General features: G+C 44.6%; 18 protein-coding genes and 2 tRNA genes. 14 read left to right on the top strand and 6 right to left on the bottom strand.

The window, feature by feature from the left end; all coding sequences use genetic code 11:
- The first annotated feature begins 5 nt into the window (after positions 1–5).
- Together MHM87_RS10795 and MHM87_RS10790 are read left to right on the top strand one after the other, a co-directional pair.
- Entirely contained in the window at positions 6–1,730 is a 1,725-nt protein-coding gene (locus MHM87_RS10795) for an SLC13 family permease (protein WP_239259038.1), read from the top strand.
- 277 nt (positions 1,731–2,007) lie between these two features.
- Positions 2,008–2,553, top strand: coding sequence for a Yip1 family protein (locus MHM87_RS10790; protein WP_239259036.1), 546 nt, complete (start codon positions 2,008–2,010; stop codon positions 2,551–2,553).
- Positions 2,554–2,928: 375 nt separating this feature from the next.
- Here the strand turns inward: MHM87_RS10790 and MHM87_RS10785 are convergent, their stop codons facing one another.
- Positions 2,929–3,798 (bottom strand): DUF3025 domain-containing protein, encoded by an 870-nt coding sequence (locus MHM87_RS10785; protein WP_239259034.1) that lies wholly within the window; start codon positions 3,796–3,798, stop codon positions 2,929–2,931.
- Between the two features lie 70 nt (positions 3,799–3,868).
- Between MHM87_RS10785 and MHM87_RS10780 the strand changes: the two genes are divergently transcribed.
- The gene (locus MHM87_RS10780) at positions 3,869–5,536 is read left to right on the top strand and encodes a M28 family metallopeptidase (protein ID WP_239259032.1); all 1,668 of its coding nucleotides are present in this window, start codon (positions 3,869–3,871) and stop codon (positions 5,534–5,536) included.
- A gap of 391 nt (positions 5,537–5,927) precedes the next feature.
- Positions 5,928–7,598: an asparagine synthase B gene (asnB, locus tag MHM87_RS10775; RefSeq protein WP_239259030.1), complete on the top strand. Its 1,671-nt coding sequence runs from the start codon at positions 5,928–5,930 to the stop codon at positions 7,596–7,598.
- Between the two features lie 68 nt (positions 7,599–7,666).
- Here asnB and MHM87_RS10770 read toward each other — a convergent pair whose 3' ends face one another.
- Both MHM87_RS10770 and queE read right to left on the bottom strand, forming a co-directional pair.
- Positions 7,667–8,563 carry an amino acid ABC transporter substrate-binding protein gene (locus MHM87_RS10770; RefSeq protein WP_014948789.1) on the bottom strand — a complete coding sequence of 299 codons (897 nt, stop codon included), beginning with the start codon at positions 8,561–8,563 and terminating at the stop codon, positions 7,667–7,669.
- Between the two features lie 76 nt (positions 8,564–8,639).
- The gene (queE, locus tag MHM87_RS10765) at positions 8,640–9,314 is read right to left on the bottom strand and encodes a 7-carboxy-7-deazaguanine synthase QueE (RefSeq protein WP_075176206.1); all 675 of its coding nucleotides are present in this window, start codon (positions 9,312–9,314) and stop codon (positions 8,640–8,642) included.
- A gap of 95 nt (positions 9,315–9,409) precedes the next feature.
- On the opposite strand from queE, the gene queC reads away from it, so the two are divergent.
- Positions 9,410–10,066: a 7-cyano-7-deazaguanine synthase QueC gene (gene queC, locus MHM87_RS10760; protein ID WP_014975995.1), complete on the top strand. Its 657-nt coding sequence runs from the start codon at positions 9,410–9,412 to the stop codon at positions 10,064–10,066.
- A gap of 96 nt (positions 10,067–10,162) precedes the next feature.
- Here the strand turns inward: queC and MHM87_RS10755 are convergent, their stop codons facing one another.
- The 3 genes from MHM87_RS10755 to MHM87_RS10745 all read right to left on the bottom strand — a co-directional run bounded on the left by MHM87_RS10755 (position 10,163) and on the right by MHM87_RS10745 (position 14,773).
- Positions 10,163–11,089: a LysR family transcriptional regulator gene (locus MHM87_RS10755; protein WP_014948786.1), complete on the bottom strand. Its 927-nt coding sequence runs from the start codon at positions 11,087–11,089 to the stop codon at positions 10,163–10,165.
- A 273-nt stretch (positions 11,090–11,362) separates the two neighbouring features.
- Positions 11,363–13,378, bottom strand: a complete 2,016-nt coding sequence (gene uvrB, locus MHM87_RS10750; RefSeq protein ID WP_014948785.1) for an excinuclease ABC subunit UvrB — start codon at positions 13,376–13,378, stop codon at positions 11,363–11,365.
- Positions 13,379–13,474: 96 nt separating this feature from the next.
- Positions 13,475–14,773, bottom strand: a complete 1,299-nt coding sequence (locus MHM87_RS10745) for an MATE family efflux transporter (RefSeq protein WP_275443554.1) — start codon at positions 14,771–14,773, stop codon at positions 13,475–13,477.
- A gap of 1,079 nt (positions 14,774–15,852) precedes the next feature.
- Here MHM87_RS10745 and MHM87_RS10740 point away from each other — a divergent pair.
- From MHM87_RS10740 to nth, 9 genes are all read left to right on the top strand, one after another.
- A tRNA-Asn gene (locus MHM87_RS10740) sits at positions 15,853–15,929 on the top strand.
- Positions 15,930–15,956: 27 nt separating this feature from the next.
- A tRNA-Asn gene (locus MHM87_RS10735) sits at positions 15,957–16,033 on the top strand.
- 193 nt (positions 16,034–16,226) lie between these two features.
- Positions 16,227–16,808: an electron transport complex subunit RsxA gene (gene rsxA / locus MHM87_RS10730; RefSeq protein ID WP_014975993.1), complete on the top strand. Its 582-nt coding sequence runs from the start codon at positions 16,227–16,229 to the stop codon at positions 16,806–16,808.
- A complete protein-coding gene (gene rsxB, locus MHM87_RS10725; RefSeq protein ID WP_014975992.1) occupies positions 16,808–17,389 on the top strand; it encodes an electron transport complex subunit RsxB in 582 nt (193 codons plus the stop codon). The genes rsxA and rsxB overlap by 1 nt, the downstream gene beginning before the upstream one ends.
- Before the next feature lie 5 nt (positions 17,390–17,394).
- The gene (gene rsxC / locus MHM87_RS10720) at positions 17,395–20,286 is read left to right on the top strand and encodes an electron transport complex subunit RsxC (RefSeq protein ID WP_239259147.1); all 2,892 of its coding nucleotides are present in this window, start codon (positions 17,395–17,397) and stop codon (positions 20,284–20,286) included.
- On the top strand, positions 20,286–21,368 hold the full coding sequence (gene rsxD, locus MHM87_RS10715) for an electron transport complex subunit RsxD (protein ID WP_049585835.1): 1,083 nt from the start codon (positions 20,286–20,288) through the stop codon (positions 21,366–21,368). The genes rsxC and rsxD overlap by 1 nt, the downstream gene beginning before the upstream one ends.
- Positions 21,368–22,252, top strand: coding sequence for an RnfABCDGE type electron transport complex subunit G (locus MHM87_RS10710; protein ID WP_049585834.1), 885 nt, complete (start codon positions 21,368–21,370; stop codon positions 22,250–22,252). The genes rsxD and MHM87_RS10710 overlap by 1 nt, the downstream gene beginning before the upstream one ends.
- 1 nt (position 22,253) lies before the next feature.
- Complete coding sequence (locus MHM87_RS10705; protein ID WP_039233136.1) at positions 22,254–22,946, top strand: electron transport complex subunit E; 693 nt, start codon at positions 22,254–22,256, stop codon at positions 22,944–22,946.
- 34 nt (positions 22,947–22,980) lie between these two features.
- A complete protein-coding gene (gene nth / locus MHM87_RS10700) occupies positions 22,981–23,703 on the top strand; it encodes an endonuclease III (RefSeq protein ID WP_049585832.1) in 723 nt (240 codons plus the stop codon).
- The last annotated feature ends 78 nt before the right edge of the window (positions 23,704–23,781 follow it).

Below are 23,781 nucleotides of genomic sequence, written 5' to 3'. Positions count from 1 at the left end.
GCAATATGGATGTGACCCAGTTCATCGTACTGGCAGTATTTGCCGGTACGATATGCGCGCTGATCTTTACCAATCAGCGCCCTTCCACTGTGTTTTCTGGTGCAGTGTTAGCTTTACTGGTTACCCAGCAGTTATCTCTTGATGACATTTTGCTAAATTTGACAAACAAGGGTCTTATCACCCTTGTTTTGTTGCTTTTGGTAAGCAGCGCAATTGATAAAACAGCGCTAATAAAACGCCTTGGAAGAAAATTAGTAAGTGCTAATTTTACTCAATCCTACTGGCGCTTGTTTTCATTGACCTTTTTATCGTCTGCCCTATTAAACAATACGGCAATTGTGGCAAGCCTAATTGGCCCAATTAAGCAAAATCAATATCATCCTGCCTCGCGATTGCTAATCCCGCTTTCATACGCGGCTATTTTAGGCGGTACGGTAACCTTAATCGGTACGTCTACCAACCTAATCGTAGACAGCTTCTTGCAAGAGCACGGGCATCCAGGCTTTAACTTTTTTGACTTCACACTTTACGGAACGGTAGCTGGACTAAGCTGTGGTCTACTCATGTTTTTGTTACTTCCTTTGCTACCTCATATTGGCAATAAGAGTAACAACTATCACGAGTATATGGTTGAAGCCGAAGTGGAATCTGGTTCAGAGCTCATAGGCAAAACCGTAGAACAAAACCATTTACGTAACTTACCAGAACTCTTTTTGGTAGAAGTGGTGCGCAATGGCAACCTGATATCTCCTGTTGGGCCTGACCTGGTCATTCTGGAAAACGACAAACTGATCTTCTCTGGCAACGTTCAAAAGCTTGATAACCTTAGCCACATAAAGGGGCTAAGCATGTTTGCTGAGACCGATGGGGTATTGCGTGAGAGCTTAACCGAGGTAGTTGTTGCCAATCGCGCTCAAGTTATTGGGCAAACCATTAAAAAACTTGGCTTTAGAGCCCTGTTTGATGCGGCCGTTGTAGCCATTCGCCGCGATGGAGAGCAGCTGTCAGGCAAGTTAGGAGAAATAAAGCTTCAAGCAGGTGACTTCTTACTTTTAGCTACAGGCCCAGACTTTGCGACTCGTCAAAATTTAAATAAAAACTTTTTTATTTTGTCAGAGCAAAAAATCGCCCGCCCACTAACCAACAAGCAAGAGTGGATTACCCTTGGCGGCTTCCTTTCCACGGTGTTATTGGCTGCAACTAATGTCATTTCACTGGCTATTGGTCTGCTGTTTTTAGCCGCTGTGCTAATTGGCGTAAGGGTAACGTCAAACGGCGAAATGAAACGAAATTTACCGTTAAATTTGATTGTAGTGATTGTGGGCGCGTTAAGCCTGGCAACCGCATTAGAAAATTCAGGGGTTATAAATATAACCACCGAGGCACTTATGCCAGTGTTGTCGGGTACTGACTGGTTCATAGCATTGTTAGTCATCTACTTGCTAACACTGGTTTTAACAGAGTTCGTTACCAACAACGCTGCTGCGGCGTTAATGTTCCCGTTTGCCTACGGGTTAGTGCAAATCATTGGCGCACCGCTAATGCCATTTGCGTTAGCGGTAGCATTTGCAGCAAGTGCCAGTTTTATTTCACCGTTCGGCTATCAAACCAACTTGCTTGTTTATAATGCGGCGAATTATAAGTTTTCGCATTTTATGAAAATTGGACTGCCTATTTCGCTGTTGTACAGCACCATAGTTTTGACACTGCTTAATATTACTTATTTGTAAGGTCTTGCGGCGCGTTTTGAGAGTACACAGAAAATCACCAAAGATAGAGCAGCAATCAGCAGCATTACGTAAAGGGAAGCAAGCGCTTCCCTTTTTCTATTTATAACCTTTCAATACATTCATTTTCTCTTACAAATATCAAGATGTTGTGCTGTACAACACCTGTAGCCAACAGTAATCTATACCTCAATTTATTGCCTGCCTGTTGGCAAGCTAACAATGACTCATGGCTTTACCCAGAGACAGAGTAATAAGAAAAACGAAATAGGAGCAAGGGATGCACAATGTAACGAACCCCTTTCAAGCGTGTAACGATATTTTCTTCAAGCCTAATGGCGTATTTAAAGCAGTAGGTGAAAACAACAATTGGAGCTGGATGCCATTTATTTTGTTCATGGCTATTTCTCTTGTTTCCCAGTACTTGTATGTAAACTTCGTTGACATTGAATGGTTCGCTCAGATGAATATTGCCGCGCAAGGGGATATGAGTCCGGCAGAAGAAGAGCAAATGAAGGCCTTCTTCACCAGGGATGCTTTGCTTTGGTCATCGGTTATAGGTGCCTTTTTTGTTCCTATTATCGTAAACGCCATTTACGCCGTGTACGTGAATTTAATGACCCGTTCTGACGACAGCCATGTGTATGGCTTTACTGACTGGTATGGTTTCGCTTGGTGGCTTTCAATGCCTTATGTGCTTACTGGTTTAGTGGGTGTTGCTTTGCTGTTGTTCGCAGGCGACCATCAAGTTTATCGCCAGCGTCCCTTGGGTATATTGCGAATATCCCGATGGACTCGCCTTGGTACGCTTTCGGCCAGGCGTTAAGGGTAGAGCTATTCTGGGGCATTTATTTAGCCACCGTAGGTATTACTCAATGGACCGCCTTTTCTCTTAAAAAGGCGGCATTAATTGCAAGTGCACCTTATATTGTTATCTACGGCATCTGGTTGATTGCCCTCGCCTTGTTCTAATTAACCTTGCGAATGTAACGCGCCCACTATACGAAAAGTGCGCTGTGCTATTAATACAGTAGTTATGAATATAATGTTTGTGATTACAGTGCTTTAGTACAGCGTTTCTATAAACTGGCCGCGCAGCCTTACTTTAAAAAGACGCACCCTTTCATTTCTTTCACTACCCATGAATAGCATCATTGCCGCTTTTGTCGTCACACGAAGTATCTTTATACCATATATGGTATTACACCCACAGCGGCAGCTGTTTCGTTGGCTTAGACCCTTGTCGTAACGGCCTGAAATAATCTTTATTTTGATAAAACTTCGCATCCTGCGGTGAATGCCATAAAGGCACGCCTAACAAAGGAAGGGGCTTTAAGAGTGGTGTGATCTGAAAAGCATCGAGTGCTGAAATTCGGGCTGACATTGCATCGTCGAGTACGGCGCGTTGTTGCCATTTATCGAGCTCACTAAATCCTTGAGGCACTGAAACCGCGAGCCACTTTCCAGTAAGCCCAATAAACGGGTTCAGCATCATTTCTAAACTCGCATGCCCAAATACATAGGGCGTTACTTCAGCATGCCAACGCCCTCGATTTGCTAGAAATACCTGTTCCCATTCATGGGTGGCCAGTTGCTGTAGGAAAACTTCTAGCGATTCAACGCCACTTGGTTTGGGCTCTTCTATCGCCAGCACCACGCCACACTCATCAAAGTGGGTAATCCGATTGCGACGTGCGGTGCGAGGGTTTACGCCGTACGCCTCGATATCGCTTATATGCAGTTCATTTAATAAGGATTTTGTTTTGGGAAATTGCAGCCAGATTAGTGCATTAAACAAATCGTGCCAGCTTTGTTCTCTGGTAGGGACAACCCCATCTTCACTAATAATCGTTTCATAGTAACGCTGTTCATCTTCTGAAAACTGACTCTGTCCTTTAAATACAGGCCCCGTCCATTGCTTGTGATATCTAGATGTAAGTTCATTAAGCACTTCAGGCGATGGAAAATCATCAAATTCTAATAATTCGAGTTCATCTAGAAGATCAATTACCGGAGGACTTGCGTGTGCTTTTAAGTAGTCTTTACAGAAAGGGATTGAGTCTGATTGCATATCAACTATTGGTTCGCTCTGGGGTTTTCTCTATACTGAGCAAGTATTGTAGAGCAAACAGAGACTAACAATGAAAAAAATGTTTTTGCCATTGCTTGTACCTACCCTTCTGGGCGTAAGTGCTTGCACACCTAACAACGACAGCGCGTCACAAGATCAGTCTGCGAAAAAAGAGATGCCTGTGGCGTCTAACTTTGACAGTGTTTACAACAATATTTCAGACGCCGATATTCGCGAGCCATTAAAGGTACTGTCTTCAGATGAGTTTGAGGGCCGTTTACCGACGACTGAAGGCGAAAAGAAAACCATTGAATACTTGGTTAGTGAATTTACCAAAGCGGGGCTTAAACCGGGTAACGGGGATAGCTTTTTACAAAAAGTAGCCCTTATGGAAATTACTGCTGACCCAGATATGACCATGACTATTGGCGACAACAACTTCGCATACAAAGAGCAAATGGTTGCCTCTTCCAAGCGTGAACAGAGCTCAGTGTCGCTCGAAGATTCAGAATTAGTCTTCGTTGGCTATGGTGTGAATGCACCAGAGTACGACTGGAACGACTACGAAGGGTTAGATGTTGAAGGCAAAACCGTCGTCATGCTAATTAATGACCCGGGATTTGAAAATCCAGAAAGTGGTAAGTTTCAAGGCACAACGATGACCTACTACGGTCGTTGGAGCTACAAATATGAAGAAGCGAGCCGTCAGGGCGCTGCTGGCGCCATTATTGTTCACGAAACTGCACCTGCCTCTTACGGCTGGTCAGTTGTTGCCAACAGCTGGAGTGGTCCGCAGTACGGCCTTGTAAGCGCCGACAAAGGAGCAAGTCGTGTGGCTGTTGAAGGTTGGTTAACGTTAGATGCAGCGAAAAAAGTGTTTGCTGATGCAGGGCTCGACTTTGACCAAGAGAAAGCAAACGCCATGCAAGGTCCTTACAACAAAGCGATGGATATCAACGCCTCGGTTACGGTTAACAACACCTTCAAAAAGTCAGAGAGCAACAACGTTATCGCGACTCTGCCGGGCGCAGAGTTTCCTGATGAGCATATTATCTACACGGCACATTGGGATCATTTAGGTAAAGATGAGAGCAAAGAAGGCGACCAAATCTATAATGGCGCTCATGATAATGCGACGGGCACTGCGGCTATTCTAGCCATGGCCAAAGCATACTCAGAGTTGACGCCTGCACCAAAACGCTCGGTATCATTTTTAGTAGTAACTGCTGAAGAGCAAGGGCTGTTAGGCAGTAAATATTATGCAAGCAATCCTGTTATTCCGATTGAAAATACGGTTGCTAATATCAACATGGACGCAATGAACGTATTAGGTAAGACCAAAAACGTTGCCGTTGTAGGCATGGGTAAGTCAGAAATGGAAGACTATCTTGAAGCCGCTGCGGCTAAGCAAGGCCGTACACTGACTCAGGAAGACAGACCAGAAGCTGGGTACTACTACCGCTCAGATCATTTCAGCTTTGCCAAGCAAGGTGTTCCAGCACTGTACGCTGAAGGCGGAAATGAACCAGCAGATGAAGAGACAGCCAAATACAGAAAACGTATGAATGTCATTGTTACGGGCTGCTATCACCAAGTGTGCGATCAGTATCGTGACGATTGGGATTTAAGCGGTATCGTACAAGACACGCAAATGCTGTTTGATGTGGGTGTAGGTGTTGCAAATGCAGAGGCTTGGCCGAAGTGGAATGAAGCAAGCGAGTTCCAGCGCCAAAACTAAAACACTTTGACGTAAAAACGCAAAGAAGGCCGCGTCTTCTTTATCGTTAATAAAGGGTTTCTTCCTGAAACCCTTTTTTATTGACCCGCATTAATTTACTACCCTCTATATTTGAACTCACTTCCCTCTATATTAAGCACTGCTTACCGCATTCATAAGCTTACCTTTGCATGGAATTAGGATAAAAATGTTAATAAACGGCTATTTTGGGATAAATGGAATAAGAATTTCCATTTTCTCATCATAATGTACTTGCAATTTCCTGTCAGACTGGCACATTCAGGGGCACGCGAATAAGAATAACAACAAATCATCGCCCACTCGTACGCGAGTACCGACAGAAAAAACTTCTATTATTTTTTTCAACAAGTGAACAGAGAGAATCCGTTATATGTGTGGTATTTTCGGTATCCTTGATATCAAAACCGATGTGTCTGAACTCAGAACCCAAGCCCTCGATTTATCAAAACTTTTGCGCCACCGTGGCCCTGACTGGTCGGGTATCTGGAATAATGACAATACCATTCTTTGTCACGAAAGATTGGCGATTGTCGACGTTGATACAGGGGCGCAGCCTCTTATCAGCCAAAACGATAAACAAATTCTTGCCGTTAACGGCGAGATTTACAACCACAAGCAACTTGCTGCTAATCTAGATGAGCCGTACCCATTTAAAACCCGTTCTGATTGCGAAGTTATTCTTCCGCTTTTTCAGCAAAAAGGCATCGACTTTATCGATGAACTAGAGGGTATGTTTGCGTTCATTCTATACGATGAAGAACAAGACGCTTACCTTATTGCCCGCGACCATATTGGTATTATTCCGCTTTATACCGGTTACGATGAACACGGTAACTTCTATGTTTCATCTGAAATGAAAGCGTTAGCAGGCGTATGTAAGACAATCAGTGAGTTCCCTCCTGGCCACTACCTGTGGAGCAAAGAAGGTAAAATCACCAAGTACTACAAACGCGACTGGATGGAATACGACAACGTAAAAGACAACACCAGCAACCTAGAAGAGCTACGTATAGCATTCGAGAAAGCTGTGAAGTCACACATGATGTCTGACGTTCCATACGCTGTACTTCTATCGGGCGGTTTGGACTCTTCACTGGTTTCAGCTGTCGCTGCGCAGTACGTTGCAAAGCGCGTTGAAGACGAAGACAAGACAGATGCATGGTGGCCTCGCCTGCACAGTTTTGCTGTAGGTCTTGAAGGAGCACCTGACCTTAAGGCAGCGAAGAAAGTGGCCGACATGATTGGCACCGTACACCATGAAATTCACTTTACCATTCAAGAAGGTTTAGATGCCATCCGTGATGTTATCTATCACTTGGAAACCTACGATACAACAACGATCCGCGCCGCTACTCCAATGTACTTAATGACACGCAAGATTAAAGCGATGGGCATTAAAATGGTGCTATCGGGTGAAGGTTCTGACGAAATTTTTGGTGGTTACCTATATTTCCATAAAGCGCCAAACGCCAAAGAATTCCACGAAGAAACGGTACGTAAACTTGATCGTCTACATATGTTTGACTGTGCGCGTGCTAACAAAGCCACATCGGCATGGGGTGTAGAAGCTCGTGTTCCATTCTTAGATAAGAACTTCATTGACGTAGCTATGCGTTTAAACCCACAAGACAAAATGTGTCTAGATGGAAAAATGGAGAAGTGGATCCTTCGTAAAGCGTTTGATAACGGCGAAACCCTTCCAGCAGAAGTACTGTGGCGTCAAAAAGAGCAGTTTGGTGATGGTGTAGGTTATTCGTGGATTGATTCAATTCGCGATTTCGTTGAAAACGAAGTGACTGATCAGCAACTTGCAACAGCGGAATTCCGCTTCCCAGTTAACACACCAGACACCAAAGAAGGCTACTACTACCGCACTATTTTCGAGAGCTACTTTCCTCAAGAAAGTGCGGCGCGCTGTGTGCCAGGCGGTAAATCTATTGCGTGTAGTACAGCAGAAGCACTTGAGTGGGATGAGAGCTTTAAAAACAATGCAGATCCTTCTGGCCGTTCGATGAAAGGCGTCCACGCTGGCGAGTCTTAATAGACAATCGTACAAGCAGAGCTAACATTTAAAAAAACGCGGCCTAAGCCGCGTTTTTTATTGTCTATTTATTCTTTTGAATCTTCTGTTTTTGGTTTATACCATAAAGCAGAATTAGTAAGAGGGGTCTCAATGGGTAATAACGGATTTTCGAGAGTGAAAATTTTACGCTCATTAACCCCTAAAGAGGCTAAAATTGGGGCGTACGTAGATTCAAATAACGCATCAAAAGACCCATCTTCAATGGCTCTGTTAAGGCCTGTTTCAATGAGATTCGCTAACGTCTTGTTACTTGAACTTACAAAGTAATACATAGCGGTGGGGTAATACAGCGCCATTGAAGGCTCAAGGTAAAGATTGTTACGACGACCTTCCACCTCCAGCTCTGCGTCCACTTCCATAACAGAACGAGGAAAGAAGTCTCCTTTACCTTGTTTAATCATGTCATACGCTTCGCGAAACTCAGGCACAGTAAACACGTTAAACCCGTTGGCTTGAAGAATTTTGGTGTCCGGCCATTCTTCACCCTGAATGGGTATAAGTTTACGCATGTCAGTCAGCGATAATACATCATCGAACTTCGTCTTTTTATTTTCGTTAATAACGAAAACACGAAGACCTATAAGCCCTTTTGCGATTGGAATACGAATCGGGGTCAGTTCCTTCTCGCGCTGGCTGTCCGTCATACTCCATACTACGTTAACTTCTCTGTTTTCACGTAGCTGACGCATCGCTTTGCCCGTCAGCAATATACGATCAGAAGGGCGTAGCTCATAATTTACGCCGGTTTTATCGAGCGCAAGTTTAAGCAGTGCTATCGGATATTGAGCACGGGCATCTGAGTCGTCAATAGGACGCGGATAAGTGATTGTCCAAGTAGCGGCCTCAACCATCGATGCAGCAGTAAAAGAACACAAAGCGACGGCCGCTATTACGGCTTTTTTTAGCAGATTAAAGCTATGCATCTTCTTTATGTCCTTTGTTAATTTGATTACTTAAGCGCAAGACGTGTTTGCCACAAAGCCGGCGCGTTTCAAACACTTATTCAATACCAATGTATTTATGTGTTTGTAAAGATAGCCGCCAGTTACGTTCAATACAAGTACGCACTGCAAGTTCTGTGGCTCTCTTTTGCTGGCTAATTGGTTGTAAACAAACCTGTTTTCCGTCTAATGACGATACATTAGTAAGCAGCGCATCAAGCTCGTCAATATGCTTTTGCATTGCGATGGGGTGCTTGATTTCATTCGCTCTTTCAAGCGCACTTACTAAGACGTCATATCCGCCTTTCATGTTTATTTTAGGAGAAACCGTCACATACGTACGCGTGTCACAAAGTACTTCAAAAGTACCGCTGGTCTCTATTTGTGTTGTGTATCCATTGTCATGAAGTAGGCTCGTCAGAGGACGTAGGTCGTACATACATGGCTCACCGCCGGTAATAACCACATGCTTTGCCACATAGCCTTGTTTCCCAAACTCAGCCAGCAAAGCCTCCTCACTGGAGATGAAATAGGTTTCAGACTCTTCGCCTTTTGTGATCACAGCTTGTGGCGACACACTCAAGTCAGGCTTAATTTCCCACGTATGTTTTGTATCACACCATGGACAGCCCACAGGACAGCCTTGTAAACGAACAAAGATAGAGGGAATACCAGTGTGAGCACCTTCACCCTGGATAGTTTCAAACATCTCATTGATGTTTAATGTGGACATTACAGACAATTTGACACCCTTTAACGATTGTATGTTGGGATTTTACCAAGGATCACATAAAATTCGGGCATAATTTCTTAAATCTTCGAAAAACTATGTCAGAAAACGTTGTTGTTATCTATTCAGGAGGCATGGACTCCTTCACAGTGCTGCATAAGGCGCTAAAAGCAGGCAAAAAAGTTCATGCACTAAGCTTTAACTACGGACAACGCCACAAGAAAGAACTCGATTATGCTGCCAACGTGTGTAATTCGCTTAACGTTCCCCACAAAATTGTAGATATTAGCGCCATAAATACGCTCATAGGGGGTTCAGCGTTAACCTCAGATATCGAAGTTCCAGAAGGCCACTATGAAGAGCCAAGCATGAAACAAACCGTGGTGCCCAATCGCAACATGATTTTGTTATCGCTGGCCGTTGGCTACGCGGTCAGTTTAGACGCTAACGAAGTATACTATGGCGCTCACTCTGGCGATCATGCCATTTACCCAGACTGCCGCCCTGAGTTTGTTCATAAAATGAATGATGTGTGCGGCATTGCGAATTATACACCGGTTACGATTATGACGCCTTATATCGACGACAGCAAAACCGCTATCTTGACCGATGGTCTGTCAATGGGACTGGATTACGGCCAAACGTGGACCTGTTACAACGGCAGAGAAAAAGCATGCGGAAAATGCGGTGCGTGCGAAGAGCGCTTAGAGGCGTTCAAGGAAAATAACGCCGTCGATCCTCTAGAATACGAATAGCGTAATCTGAAATAAAAACACCTCTTATTGTTTATAAGCGCTTTATTCCAAGCGTTTATAAACAATAAGAGGTGTGATCGCAGGTGCTTGTTGCTACTACTTTTGACTCTCTGAAATGAAGTAGCTCAATTCTTTAATACAGTGACGTAATACAGGGTTTAATCGCGTATTTTTTCCATTCATCACAAACAGTTCGTGACTAAATTTAAATAAGCTCCCTTTTGCAATAGGTACAAGCCCAAGTGCAGCGCCCTGCTCTTTCGCCATATAGTCTGGCAGCAAACCAACATACTCGCCGGTCATAATCGCAGACATCGCTGCATCAAATGAATCTGAGAAAGTTTGAATCGATAATCTGGTTTCATCTTCAATGTAGTTTGCCGACGACAATCCAGAAATACCAATGGCAGGATAATCACCAATTTTCACGCCTTCTGGTAAATCAGTATCGCGATACTTTGCCAGAGGATGTGTAGGCGCACAGTACAATCGCCCTTCGGTTTTGATGCCGACAGGATGAAAGGTTACTGATTCCGGTTTGACCATGTCATAGGTTGAAACAACGAGGTGGCACTCACCAGATAGAGCGACATGCTCAACTTCATTGTATAAACGAGTTTGGATATTAACGTGAATATCGTCAAACTTCTTCATTGTACTTTTAACCGCTTTACTTACGGCCAAGTGCATAGAAAGTGGAAGACCAGCCATTAAGACCAAAGTGATATGACCAGAATAGTCATCATGCAGCGATTTCAGATTGAAGACAAAGTTGTCGAAGGCATTAAAGATGCGTTTGGTTTCTTGGAAAACCACCTCACCCTCTTTTGTCATTTGAAAGCCACCACGACCGCGATGACATAACACCAAATCTAAACGTTCTTCCAGTTTTTTGATGGCTGCACTGATGTTGGGTCGTTGCATACGCAACACGGGTTCTGCCGCAGTAAATCCGTTGCAGCTCGCTACAGCGTAAAACACACGCAGTAGCTTTATATCTGACTCCTGAAGACGATTAAGCATATTAGCACCTGTTTATAGGTATAGTTATCGATACTCAACTTAGAACTATATTCAACTAATTGTGCTATTACAACGACATTTTGCGGCTTTTCATCTCATTTTTTATTAAAAATTTGAGTTTTGTGCTACGAAAAAACTGACGTCAAGTCGTATTGTCCACAGGAAAAAAGGGGGATTTTCTTACATCAAAAGGAAAAGTGCTGTAGTGAGTTATCCGGTTTTATACGGAAAGAACCCACATACAGCCTCAGCTAGCGGGACGCATCGCCATTTTTAAGAGAGTGTAACAACTTGCTTTCGAAGTGCTTCAATATCGTCACGCAATGATGCTGCTTTTTCAAACTCAAGCTCACGCGCATATTCAAACATCTGCTTTTCAAGCTCCGTGATTTGGTCCATTAACTCAGTAGCACTTGCTGTTTTCTGTTGCTTCTTCTTCTCTTCAACTTTGCGCAGTCTGACTTTTCCAGACGCAGGGTGCGCGCTGTCGCCTAAGTCCATAATATCGGTAATAGGCTTGTTAAGTCGCATCGGCGTTATACCATTTGCCTCATTATGCGCCATTTGCTTCTCACGACGGCGCTCGGTCTCGTCCATCGCTTTTTTCATCGACTTGGTAATACTGTCAGCGTACAAAATAGCTTTACCATTAACGTGACGCGCGGCTCTACCAATAGTCTGAATTAATGAACGCTCGGCTCGCAAAAAGCCTTCTTTATCGGCATCTAAAATCGCCACCAGCGACACTTCCGGCATATCTAGACCTTCACGTAAAAGGTTAATACCTACCAACACGTCGAATTTACCCAGTCGCAAGTCTCGGATTATTTCAATTCGCTCTACGGTATCGATATCCGAATGCAGATAACGAACTTTAACGCCGTGCTCATTTAAATACTCGCTTAAATCTTCAGCCATACGCTTGGTTAAGGTAGTAATAAGCACACGTTCGTCAAGCTCTACCCGCTTTTGAATTTCAGACAAGACATCATCAACCTGAGTGGCTACAGGACGTACTTCAATAACAGGGTCTAGCAGACCCGTTGGACGCACAACCTGCTCTACTATCTCACCGTCAGTTTTCTTTAATTCATAATCGCCTGGCGTCGCAGAAACATAGATGGTTTGGGGGCAAATCTGTTCAAACTCTTCAAACTTAAGCGGACGATTGTCCAACGCCGACGGCAGCCTGAAACCAAACTCCACCAAGGTCTCTTTTCTAGAGCGATCCCCGCGATACATTGCCCCTACTTGAGAGACAGTTACGTGAGACTCGTCGATAAACATTAGGCCATCTGCTGGAAAATAGTCCAATAAGGTTGGAGGTGGTTCGCCCGGTGCTCTTCCTGAAAGATAGCGAGAGTAATTCTCGATCCCAGAACAATAGCCAAGCTCCATCATCATTTCGATATCGAACTGGGTACGCTGTGAAATACGCTGCTCTTCAATCAGCTTATTCGCCTCTTGAAGTTGCTTTTTGCGATCGCCAAGTTCTTCCTTGATATGCTCAATAGCATTGAGGATTTTCTCTCGAGGGGTTACATAGTGCGTTTTAGGAAAAACCGTTGCTCGAATAACTGACTTATCGACAGCCCCGGTTAGCGGGTCGAACAGACTAATTTTATCTATCTCATCGTCAAAAAGCTCGACCCTTACGGCTTGCTTTTCAGAGTCCGCAGGGAAAATATCTATAACATCGCCACGCACACGGAACGTACCCCTTTCAAACGCTAAATCGTTACGCTTGTACTGAAGTTCTGCAAGGCGACGTAAAATGTCACGCTGGTCCATGGTGTCGCCCTGGCGAAGGTGCAATAGCATCTTCATGTAGGATTCAGGGTCCCCCAAACCATAAATAGCCGACACACTCGCTACAATGACCACGTCTCTGCGCTCCATCAACGCTTTAGTGGCGGACAGTCGCATTTGTTCAATATGATCATTAATTGACGCGTCTTTCTCAATAAAGGTATCTGTACTTGGAACGTAGGCTTCTGGCTGATAATAATCATAATATGAAACGAAGTACTCTACGGCGTTATTGGGGAAGAATTCTTTCATCTCACCGTAAAGCTGAGCCGCTAATGTTTTGTTGTGTGCAAGAATAAGCGTTGGTCTCTGCACTTCTTTGATGACATTAGCCATGGTAAAGGTTTTACCCGACCCCGTAACACCAAGCAGTGTTTGGCCGGCCAAGCCACTTTCTAGGCCATCCACCAAAGCTTCTATTGCTTTTGGCTGGTCGCCTGCTGGCTTGTATTTAGAATGAAGCTCAAACCCTCTACTCATTTACTTAACCTTTTCTTTAGCTTACTGCTTAACATCTTGCTTGCGGTCAAACTACTCAACATTAAAAACGCACAGCCTTAAATAACCGCTCTGGTATTAGCTGTGCTCAGACGTTTCTTTATCTAATTCAAACTGAGTAATCGCACGTTTGAAAACAACAAATGAAACACACGCCATTGCAATATTGGCAATGACCGTTCCTGCAAATAACCCTTTCAGTTCAAATAGAAAACTACCCGCAACGCTGATAGGTACGAAGAAAACAAATAAGCGGATGACACTTAACGTTAATGCCGTCATTGGGCGATGCATGGCATTCAACGATGAGTTAGTCAGAATGATAATGCCTTGCATGCCATAACCCAGCGGTACAATCATAAGAAACAGCTGTATTAGTACGCTTACCTCTGCTTCATTAGCAAAGGCGACGGCTATCCAGCTAGATAGTCCCCACATGACAAGAAAAATGGCGAACTGCCAAACCAGAACAAATTTCAATGTAAGCGAATATGCCGTTTTTACCCGTTCTACTTGGCCTGCTCCAACGTTTTGACTGATAAATGGAGGCAGTGTCATGGAAAGTGCTAGCACAACAATACTTGCAATAGACTCCATTCTATTTCCCACTCCCCACGCTGCAACCGCTTCAGCACCGTAACCAGCAACTACAGCTGTCATCACGCCACCGGCAACAGGGGTAAGCATATTTGCACCCGCCGCAGGTAGTCCTATTTTGAGAATTTCACGGCTGCTATCACGCAGCTCGGCAAGTGTCAGCAGTCGAGGCAACATCAACTTTCGACGAACGGCTAAAATATAAAGAATCCATAATGCACCAACTATCCACGCTATAAAGGTAGCGAGTGCCGCACCTTTTATTCCCATTGCCGGAATGGGCCCTAGGCCGAAAATGAAAATAGGATCAAGCAACGCGTTTAATCCACCGCCTGCTGCCATAACAACACTGGGTGTGCGTGTATTGCCACACGCTCGCAGCACACTATTGCCAACCATCGGCATAGCAAGAAAGATGCTCGACAAGTACCATAGCCCCATATAGTCAGATATGTACGGCATTAGATTGTCTGTTGCATTAAGCAACTTAAACACAGGCTCTATGGTGAAAAAGCCAATTGCAGCTAGTGCACCCACAAGCAAAACGGACAGCATTAATGAACCCGTCGCATAATGTTGAGACTTGGTTATTTCTTTACTGCCCTGTAACTTGCCTATAATTGCAGAGGTACCAATACCTAAACCTATGTTTAGGCTTATTACGGTAAAAGTAACGGGAAAGGTAAAACTAATAGCGGCTAAAGGGTCGGTGCCCAACAAGCTCACAAAAAAGGTATCGATAAGTCCAAAGCTCATCATCATTACCATTCCCAGTATCATGGGAATAGTCATACGCTTTAACGTAGTACCTATATCTCCTTCCAATAAGTCGGAAGTACGTTGTTTAGCGTTACTTTTTATCACTTGAGCTCCGGCAAACTAAAATCCCCTCATCAATTGCGCGTTAGTGTAAAAGAGTGAACACTATTTAGCTATGCGTATTCGACAAACAAAACAAAGCATAAGAGGGTTGTATGAAAAGCGATGTTTTTGACAAAAGTACGTGCGATGACCCATTTCGCTGGCTACGCCACAAAACTACGAGTTTTTTGTAAAAATAAATCAAAACACGTGCGTATGTGTTCATTACAGTTTAATTTCTATCCTGTTTCACTTTTAATATGCAGGCAAAACGTCTCGGGCGCATCTAGCTATCCAAATAGAGCGTTTAAAAGACACACAAAAATATTAACAAAATGTAAGGCATTGAGAATTAAGATGGATTTCATTGAATAGCATTTAGGCATTCGTTGAATTAACACACAAGCTACTTTTTGTTCAACCGATCTATTCCGATCGAGAAACAAGATCAAAAAAAACACCCTAAACCCCTGTATTAAAAAGATTATCCACTCAATAACGCCATAACCTCATTAGATCAATACGTACGCGATCTCGTAAATAACTACAGCGATTCTAAGCTATCAACATAGTTATCCACAGATTTAGTGGATAACTAACGCCAGACCATATTCGGCGGGATTTCGTGCTCGATTAATTTCTCAGCACGTAAGTGGTGACTAACCTTTTAATCCTCGGGTACAGGTTACAGATTTATTAAATGCTGTACATAATAACAGTATGGAAGGTTTTTTTTATTCTATTTAGTTATAGAAGCAAGATATAAATAGATATTAGAAAACGATTGTAAATCACATTATTTAAATTCCAAAAAACGCTCATCGCTCATCATTGTTAAATAATGTGCACTTATTAATCACCGTTTTCACTAGATTGACGACAAAATAAGCACAAAAGCTTCAAAAAGCTATTTTTTGCGCAGTCAGCACAAATATTTCATTTATGTTGTTGACAGTTCCTAAGTACGTCTTTAATATTCGCCTCCGTTGAAGCACAGGTCCCCCTTAGCTCAGTTGGTTAGAGCGACGGACTGTTAATCCGCAGGTCCCCCGTTCGAGTCGGGGAGGGGGAGCCAACTTCAGCAAACAACTTAGGTGTCGATTCCCCCTTAGCTCAGTTGGTTAGAGCGACGGACTGTTAATCCGCAGGTCCCCCGTTCGAGTCGGGGAGGGGGAGCCACTTAGTTGGCTCTTAATCGCCTCACCCACTTCATTCTATTTTAATTCCTAAAACAACGCGTTTAGACATTAAATAACCCTAATTCAATCAAGTTGTTAAACCCGTTCTAAAAAGGGATAATAGACTTAATCTGTTTTTCTTTTTAATTCGCGGGCATTGTCCGTCAAAATTCCTCGAAGGAATTTCGTTATTCATGACTGAATTTTTACTGCTATTGATTGGTACAGTACTGGTTAACAATTTTGTGTTGGTTAAGTTTCTCGGCTTATGCCCGTTTATGGGTGTGTCTGGCAAACTTGAAACTGCCATGGGCATGTCTATGGCCACCACATTTGTTCTCACCCTTGCCTCTGCATCGAGCTACCTAGTGGAAACCTATCTACTTGCTCCACTGGGCATCGGTTACCTTAGAACGCTTGCTTTTATTCTTGTTATCGCGGTGGTGGTTCAGTTCACAGAAATGGTCGTGCACAAAACCAGCCCTACCTTATATAGATTGTTAGGTATTTTCCTTCCTCTTATCACAACCAACTGTGCAGTGCTTGGTGTAGCGCTATTAAACCTTACCGAACAGCATAATTTCATGCAGAGTCTTATCTATGGTTTCGGCGCTGCTGTGGGGTTCTCTCTCGTACTGGTGTTATTTGCGGCCATGCGTGAGCGTTTAGCTGCTGCTGATGTACCTGTATCTTTTAAAGGTGCCTCAATCGCTATGATAACCGCTGGTCTCATGTCCCTAGCATTTATGGGCTTTAGTGGACTGGTGAAAGTGTAATGACGATATCTACCGCTATTATATTCGCCGTTGTTGCTATTGGCGTCCTTGCGCTTATTTTTGGCTTAGTTCTGGGCTACGCGAGCATCCGCTTTAAAGTTGAGGGCGACCCGCTTGTTGAGCAAATAGATGCCGTACTACCACAAACTCAGTGTGGCCAATGCGGATATCCGGGCTGCAAGCCTTATGCTGAGGCAATTGCTGAAGGTGATGATATTAATAAGTGCCCACCTGGTGGCGAGGCAACGATTAAAAAGCTCGCAGACTTGATGGGAGTTGAACCTAAACCCCTTGATGCAGCTCATGGCGAAGAAGACGTTAAAAAAGTGGCGTTTATACGCGAAGACGAATGTATCGGCTGTACCAAATGTATTCAGGCCTGCCCTGTCGACGCCATTTTAGGTGCCGCCAAACACATGCACACGGTTATTACTGATGAATGTACAGGGTGTGACCTATGTGTAGATCCCTGCCCTGTCGACTGTATCGACATGGTGCCAATTGCTCAAACAACTTCTACATGGAAGTGGGATTTTGAATCATCGCCTAAAGGTGATATCCCCATCAAAATGGTGTCGTAATTGTGATGTATCCAAGTTTTGATTCAATTATAGAAACCCTTGAAGCGGGAAAGATGTACTCATTTCCAGGTGGCGTACATCCCGACGATAAGAAATCTCTATCTAATACATCAGTAATAAAGAAACCGTCGTTACCCGAATTATTGATTGTTCCTTTAAGGCAGCACATTGGCTCAGACGGTATCTGCTGCGTAGAAGTTGGCGATACCGTATTGAAAGGCCAAATTCTTTCGCAAAGCTCATCGCCTTTTTCTGTGCCAGTTCATGCGCCAACCTCGGGCGAGGTTGTTGCGATTGCTCCGCATGTTGTAGCGCATCCTAGCGGCCTAACAGAAATGTGTATTTCGATACGTCCTGATGGTAAAGACACATGGTGCGACCTCTCTCCAATAGCAAATTATAGCGACATAGATAAGAACAAGCTTATAGAAGCTATTTGCCAAGCAGGAATTTCAGGAATGGGTGGTGCCGGCTTCCCTACCCATATAAAAACCTCAACATCTAAACCTGTTGAGTTTCTTATTTTAAATGGGATTGAGTGCGAGCCTTACATTACTTCCGATGATCGATTGATGCGTGAGCACGCCTGGCAAATACGCCAGGGTCTAGACATTCTTACTCACCTTATTGGGCCGAAGGCCATTGTAGTTGCGGTTGAAGACAACAAGCCAGAGGCTTTCGAAGCACTTAATATTGCCTGTCAGGATAAGAAAGACTATCGCGTTGTTAGCGTTGAGACTAAATACCCTGCCGGCGGCGAAAAACAGCTGATTCAGGTACTGACTGGCCGAGAAGTTCCAAGAAATGGATTGCCTGCCGACGTAGGCGTGATGATGTTCAACGTTGGTACCTGCTATGCCATTGCAGATGCTATTTTACACGGCAAGCCGCTGATTGAACGGGTTGTTACCGTAACTGGTGAAGCCGTTGAATCACCAAGCAATTTTAGAGCGTTGTTGGGTACGCCCGTCTCTCATCTATTGGATGAAGCAAACTACAACCCGAAAAAACAGAAAGCACCTAAAGTGATTATGGGCGGGCCTATGATGGGCTTTACCTTATCAGACGCTACGATCCCCGTGGTTAAAACCACAAACTGTTTGCTGGTTCCTGCAAAAAAAGAGCTGGTAGACGACAATGCAGAGCGCCCCTGTATTCGCTGTAGCGCATGCGCCGACGCTTGCCCTGCATCGTTGCTCCCCCAACAAATGTTTTGGCACGCCAAAGCAAAGGAATACGATAAAGCCGAAGAGTACGACCTTTTCGACTGTATAGAGTGCGGCGCATGTGCTTACGTTTGCCCCAGTGAAATCCCCTTGGTGCATTACTACCGCCAGGCTAAATCCGAAATACGCATTCAGCGTGATGAAAAGAACAAGGCCGAGAAAGCTAAACAGCGTTTTGAAGCACGTAAAGAACGTTTAGAGCGCGAAAAACTTGAGCGCGAAGAAAAACATAGAAAAGCAAAAGAAGCACGATTAGCCGCCAACAAAGCCAAAGAAGAAAGTGCAGTAGCCGATAATGCGAATAGCGCTGTTGATGCTGGCGCAACTGAGGCCAAGGACAAAGTAGCGGCGGCGCTTGCGCGTGCGAAAGCAAAGAAAGCGGCTATGCAGGCCAACGCAAAGGATGAAAGTAATACAACAAATACCAACGAACCAAGCACTGCGGCAGACGATAAAAAAGCACAGGTAGCAGCAGCTATTGCCAGAGCTAAGGCGAAAAAAGCCGCACAAGCCCAGAATGAAGCTCAACTTGAAAGCGCGGATAAGCAAGTTGAGCAAGCGTCATCGCCAGAAGATGATAAAAAGGCAAAGGTTACTGCAGCAATCGCCAGAGCAAAAGCGAAAAAAGCCGCGCAAGCTCAAAACGAAACGCAAGAAGAAAGCGCTGTCGAACCATCAACCACAGAACAGCCAAGTAACCAGTCATCATCACCAGAAGATGAGAAAAAAGCTAAAGTTGCTGCCGCTATCGCTAGAGCAAAAGCCAAAAAGGCCGCGCAAGCCAGCCAGTCTGAAGCATCTTCAGCAGAAAAAACTGCGGGCTCTCAAGGCGAAAAGCATACTGAACTTTCCGATACTGAAGCTAATTCAGAGCTAAACGCTGAAGCGCAGAAAAAAGCGCGTATTGCCGCGGCAATCGCTAAAGCTAAAGCGCAAAAAGCTGCTAAAAATAGTGAAGACGGTCAGCCTGATAAGTCAGTTTCAGGGCAAGGTGCGCCAACTCAATTAGATGAGCAAACAGACAGTCACTCCAATGAACAGCTAGATGAAAAGCAGGCTAGGATCGCAGCGGCGGTAGCGAAAGCGAAAGCTAAAAAGGCCGCTTCGCAAAAAACGCAAGCATCTAGCCCTGATGGCGAGGCTGGTATTGAGAATCAAGACGCTAACTCGCCAGAAGAAGCCAGTTTTCAAAGCGTCAGCGATCAAAACAATAGTGCTCAGAGTGATAGCGCATCAGATCCTGCTAACAACTTGAGCGAAGCGGATGAAAAAAAAGCGCGCATTGCTGCTGCGGTGGCGAAAGCGAAAGCCAAAAAAGCGGCTAAGCAGGAAGAACATCAAGGAAGCGAGCAAACTGATGCTAACGACGCTGCCTCGACAAATGAAGCTGACGAGAAAAAGGCGCGCATTGCTGCAGCAGTGACAAAGGCTAAAGCAAAGAAACTTGCTCAAGACAGTAATGGCAATTTAGCGACCTCATCAAATACTGCTGAACAGGAAAGTAGTAAAGCACATGAGCAGAGCGAATCGTCTAGCCGTGTAGGTCAAGCAACAAGTACGCAAGCGCCTTCTCAACCGACGGCACAAGATGAAAAGAAAGCGCGCATTGCAGCTGCAGTAGCAAAGGCTAAAGCAAAAAAAGCAGCAGCTGAACAAGAGAAAGAATCATAATGAAGTTAAGTTTATCGAGTTCACCACACCAACGGGTTAAACGCGATACTGCCCAAGTCATGCGCATGGTTATTTATGCCATGCTCCCTGGCATGATTGCACAATCCTTCTTTTTTGGCTGGGGAATGCTCATTCAAGCCATCATTGCAGTAGTGAGTGCACTGGTCATTGAAGGCGTGATTTTATTTTTAAGAAATCGCCCCATCGAGCGCACATTAACAGATTACAGCGCAGTATTAACCGGCTTACTTATCGCAATTAGTATTCCTCCTACCCTACCTTGGTGGATGACAGTAACGGGTGTTTTCTTCGCTATTGCGGTGGCTAAACAGGTTTACGGCGGGCTTGGCTTTAATATTTTCAACCCTGCCATGATAGCGTATGTGGTGCTGCTTATTTCATTCCCTGCGGCTATGAGCCTATGGCTGCCTCCTGCGACTCACGCTGGCATTACGCCAAGTTTCTTTGATTCGGTATCACTCATATTTACTGGTTTTACTACAAGCGGATACGATGTCACTCAACTCAAAACCATTGCCGATGGTGTAACTATGGCTACACCGTTAGACACATTGAAAACCGACCTAACGCAAGGAGTAACATACTCAGAATCATTAGCGAAGCCAATCTTCGATGGCGGGGTATTCGAAGCTGCTGGTGCTGGGTGGGGAATGGTGAGTCTTGCGTATTTACTTGGTGGCCTCTACCTTTGGAAGACCCACGTTATCAGCTGGCATATCCCGGGAGGTATGCTGCTAAGCGTGTTTATTTGTGCATCACTGCTTCATTTAGCAAACGCCGATTACTACGCTTCACCGCTATTTCACCTGTTTAACGGTGCAGTAATGGTAGGCGCCTTCTTTATCGCCACCGACCCGGTTTCAGCGTCAACAACACCAAGAGGCCGCATTATATTTGGTGCAGCTATTGGCTTTTGGGTGGTAATAATCCGTACCTTTGGTGGTTACCCTGATGCCGTAGCGTTTGCGGTTATTATTATGAATATGGCGGTGCCTTTGATTGATTACTATACCCGTCCTCGCGTGTACGGCAAAAACGTTAAAGGTCGAGGTAAACACTAATGATGAAAGAAAGCCTGGCCAAAAACGGCCTTATGTTAGGTGCGTTTGCCGTTGTTACCACAGCATTAATAGCACTCACATTTTTTGGCACCCAAGATAAAATTGAGCAACAAAAGCAGCAAAAACTGCTAAGCGTACTTAATGAAGTCGTGCCTAGCGAATTCCACGACAATGCCCTTTACGCCAACTGCACAGAGGTCAATGCACCTGAACTTGGCAACAAAAAAGCCCACAAAATATATCGTGCGACGTTAAATGGCCAACCTAGCGCATTAGTATTAGAAGCCACTGCTCCAGACGGATACAGTGGAGATATCGATATCGTTGTTGGTGTAAAAGTGGATGCACACGTTGGTGGAAACACACAAGGCAGCTCGAGTACTGACTCGCTCGACGGTGAGAGCGAAAATCTCAATATCACCGCGTTAGCGCTCTCGGAGTTGTCCGAGCTTGACTCAACACCTCAGAAGTCATCTGAGCAAGACGAGAATGCGTCCGATATTTCTGCGCCCAACACTAATAGAATCAGTATGAGGGTGCTTGGCGTACGCGTTATCGAACACAAAGAAACCCCTGGCCTTGGCGATAAAATAGAGCTTGCCGTTAGCAACTGGATAACGACGTTCAGTAACAAGCCTTTTTCACCCGACAATTTGGCGCCTTGGCAGGTCAAAAAGGACGGTGGTGAGTTCGATCAGTTCACTGGCGCTACCATCACGCCGAGAGCAGTAGTAAGAGCAGTACGCGAAGCCTTGCTTTATGCACAGGCCAACCAATCTGCACTTTTCAACGCTCCTAACACCTGCGCAATTACAGATTCCGTTGAAACAATTGATGCGATTAACGTGAATGAGACTCAACCTCATAGTGTAGAGGAGCTTTAACGTGACTGATTTTCGCGACCTGTCTTTACAAGGGCTTTGGAAGAACAATCCTGCGCTGGTACAACTGTTAGGTTTGTGCCCGCTATTGGCCGTTACCGCGACGTTTATCAATGGTCTCGGGTTAGGCCTTGCTACCATGTTGGTACTCATTGGCAGTAACGTTACCGTTTCACTCGTTCGTAATGTGGTAAGAAACGAAATCCGCATTCCCGTTTTTGTTATGATCATTGCTGCGTTCGTTACCATTGTTCAGCTATTAATGAATGCATACACCTATGACCTTTACTTAGCGCTAGGTATTTTCATTCCGCTGATTGTAACTAACTGCGCCATCATAGGCCGCGCAGAAGCCTTTGCGTCGAAAAACGGGCCGCTCGCCTCTGCCTACGACGGATTCATGATGGGACTGGGTTTTACCGCAGTGCTGGTCATTTTAGGTGGTATGCGTGAGATATTGGGTGCAGGTACATTGCTAGCAGGTGCAGACAGACTGTTTGGCTCAATTGCTGAGAACTGGACCATAACGCTTTTCAACACTGAAAATCCGTTTTTGCTTGCGATACTGCCGCCTGGTGCCTTTTTAGGTATGGGTCTTCTCATTGCTATCAAAAACAGTATTGATGCAAAGTTAGCCGCTAAGCAAACATCGCCTGCAGTGAAGGCTGAACGGGTACGCGTTACCGCTGAAAGCTAAGCGCTAAAAATCAAAAACAAAAAAGTATTTAGAAATGAATGATGTAGTTGAGCCGGCCAAGCCGCTTTCTAAGCAGGAAAAAGTAAAAGAAATCATGCGAATACTGGATGACCTTTATCCGGAAATTCCTATCTTTTTAGATCATAAAGACCCATATACGTTACTCATTGCGGTTCTGCTATCGGCGCAATGTACAGACGAGCGCGTTAACCAAATTACGCCAAAGCTCTTTGCTCGGGCAGATAATCCGTACGACATGGTATTGATGAGTATTGAAGAAATTCAAGACATTATCCGTCCTTGTGGTTTATCTCCCATGAAGTCCAAAGGCATTTGGCATTTGTCTGACATGATCATCAAGCAGCACAACGGTGAAGTGCCTGCAAACTTTGAAGCGCTAGAAGCCATGCCCGCAGTGGGTCACAAGACTGCCGCTGTGGTTATGTCTCAAGGCTTTGGCATTCCTGCTTTTCCCGTAGATACTCATATCCACCGATTAATGTATCGCTGGGGTTTGTCGAACGGGAAGAGTGTTGAGCAGACAGAGCGTGACGCAAAACGCTTGTTCCCAAAAGAAAGGTGGAACGATTTGCATCTGCAAATCATCCTATATGGCAGAGAATACTGCCCTGCCCGCGGTTTCGACTTAAACAAGTGTGTTATCACACGTGAGTTCGGCAGAAAGAGTTTTATTAACGAAGTGCTGAAAGAACAAGAGAAGAAGCAAAAATTGGCGCTTAAGAAGAAGCGTAAATAGAAACTTTCAGAGAGGAGCCTTAGGCTCCTTTTTTATTCTCCATTTATTTTCTCTTAAAAGAAATTTTGCGACTAACAC

The sequence above is a fragment of the Alteromonas sp. Cnat3-28 genome, from assembly GCF_022348265.1.
Classification (GTDB): domain Bacteria; phylum Pseudomonadota; class Gammaproteobacteria; order Enterobacterales; family Alteromonadaceae; genus Alteromonas; species Alteromonas macleodii.
This window is presented reverse-complemented; position numbering and strand designations above follow the sequence as displayed.

Coding starts and splice junctions, on each gene's coding strand:
- MHM87_RS10795 (WP_239259038.1), top strand. CDS start 6: ATGGATGTGACCCAGTTCATCGTACTGGCAGTATTTGCCGGTACGATA.
- MHM87_RS10790 (WP_239259036.1), top strand. CDS start 2,008: ATGCACAATGTAACGAACCCCTTTCAAGCGTGTAACGATATTTTCTTC.
- MHM87_RS10785 (WP_239259034.1), bottom strand. CDS start 3,798: ATGCAATCAGACTCAATCCCTTTCTGTAAAGACTACTTAAAAGCACAC.
- MHM87_RS10780 (WP_239259032.1), top strand. CDS start 3,869: ATGAAAAAAATGTTTTTGCCATTGCTTGTACCTACCCTTCTGGGCGTA.
- asnB (WP_239259030.1), top strand. CDS start 5,928: ATGTGTGGTATTTTCGGTATCCTTGATATCAAAACCGATGTGTCTGAA.
- MHM87_RS10770 (WP_014948789.1), bottom strand. CDS start 8,563: ATGCATAGCTTTAATCTGCTAAAAAAAGCCGTAATAGCGGCCGTCGCT.
- queE (WP_075176206.1), bottom strand. CDS start 9,314: ATGTCCACATTAAACATCAATGAGATGTTTGAAACTATCCAGGGTGAA.
- queC (WP_014975995.1), top strand. CDS start 9,410: ATGTCAGAAAACGTTGTTGTTATCTATTCAGGAGGCATGGACTCCTTC.
- MHM87_RS10755 (WP_014948786.1), bottom strand. CDS start 11,089: ATGCTTAATCGTCTTCAGGAGTCAGATATAAAGCTACTGCGTGTGTTT.
- uvrB (WP_014948785.1), bottom strand. CDS start 13,378: ATGAGTAGAGGGTTTGAGCTTCATTCTAAATACAAGCCAGCAGGCGAC.
- MHM87_RS10745 (WP_275443554.1), bottom strand. CDS start 14,773: ATGATACTGGGAATGGTAATGATGATGAGCTTTGGACTTATCGATACC.
- rsxA (WP_014975993.1), top strand. CDS start 16,227: ATGACTGAATTTTTACTGCTATTGATTGGTACAGTACTGGTTAACAAT.
- rsxB (WP_014975992.1), top strand. CDS start 16,808: ATGACGATATCTACCGCTATTATATTCGCCGTTGTTGCTATTGGCGTC.
- rsxC (WP_239259147.1), top strand. CDS start 17,395: ATGTATCCAAGTTTTGATTCAATTATAGAAACCCTTGAAGCGGGAAAG.
- rsxD (WP_049585835.1), top strand. CDS start 20,286: ATGAAGTTAAGTTTATCGAGTTCACCACACCAACGGGTTAAACGCGAT.
- MHM87_RS10710 (WP_049585834.1), top strand. CDS start 21,368: ATGATGAAAGAAAGCCTGGCCAAAAACGGCCTTATGTTAGGTGCGTTT.
- nth (WP_049585832.1), top strand. CDS start 22,981: ATGAATGATGTAGTTGAGCCGGCCAAGCCGCTTTCTAAGCAGGAAAAA.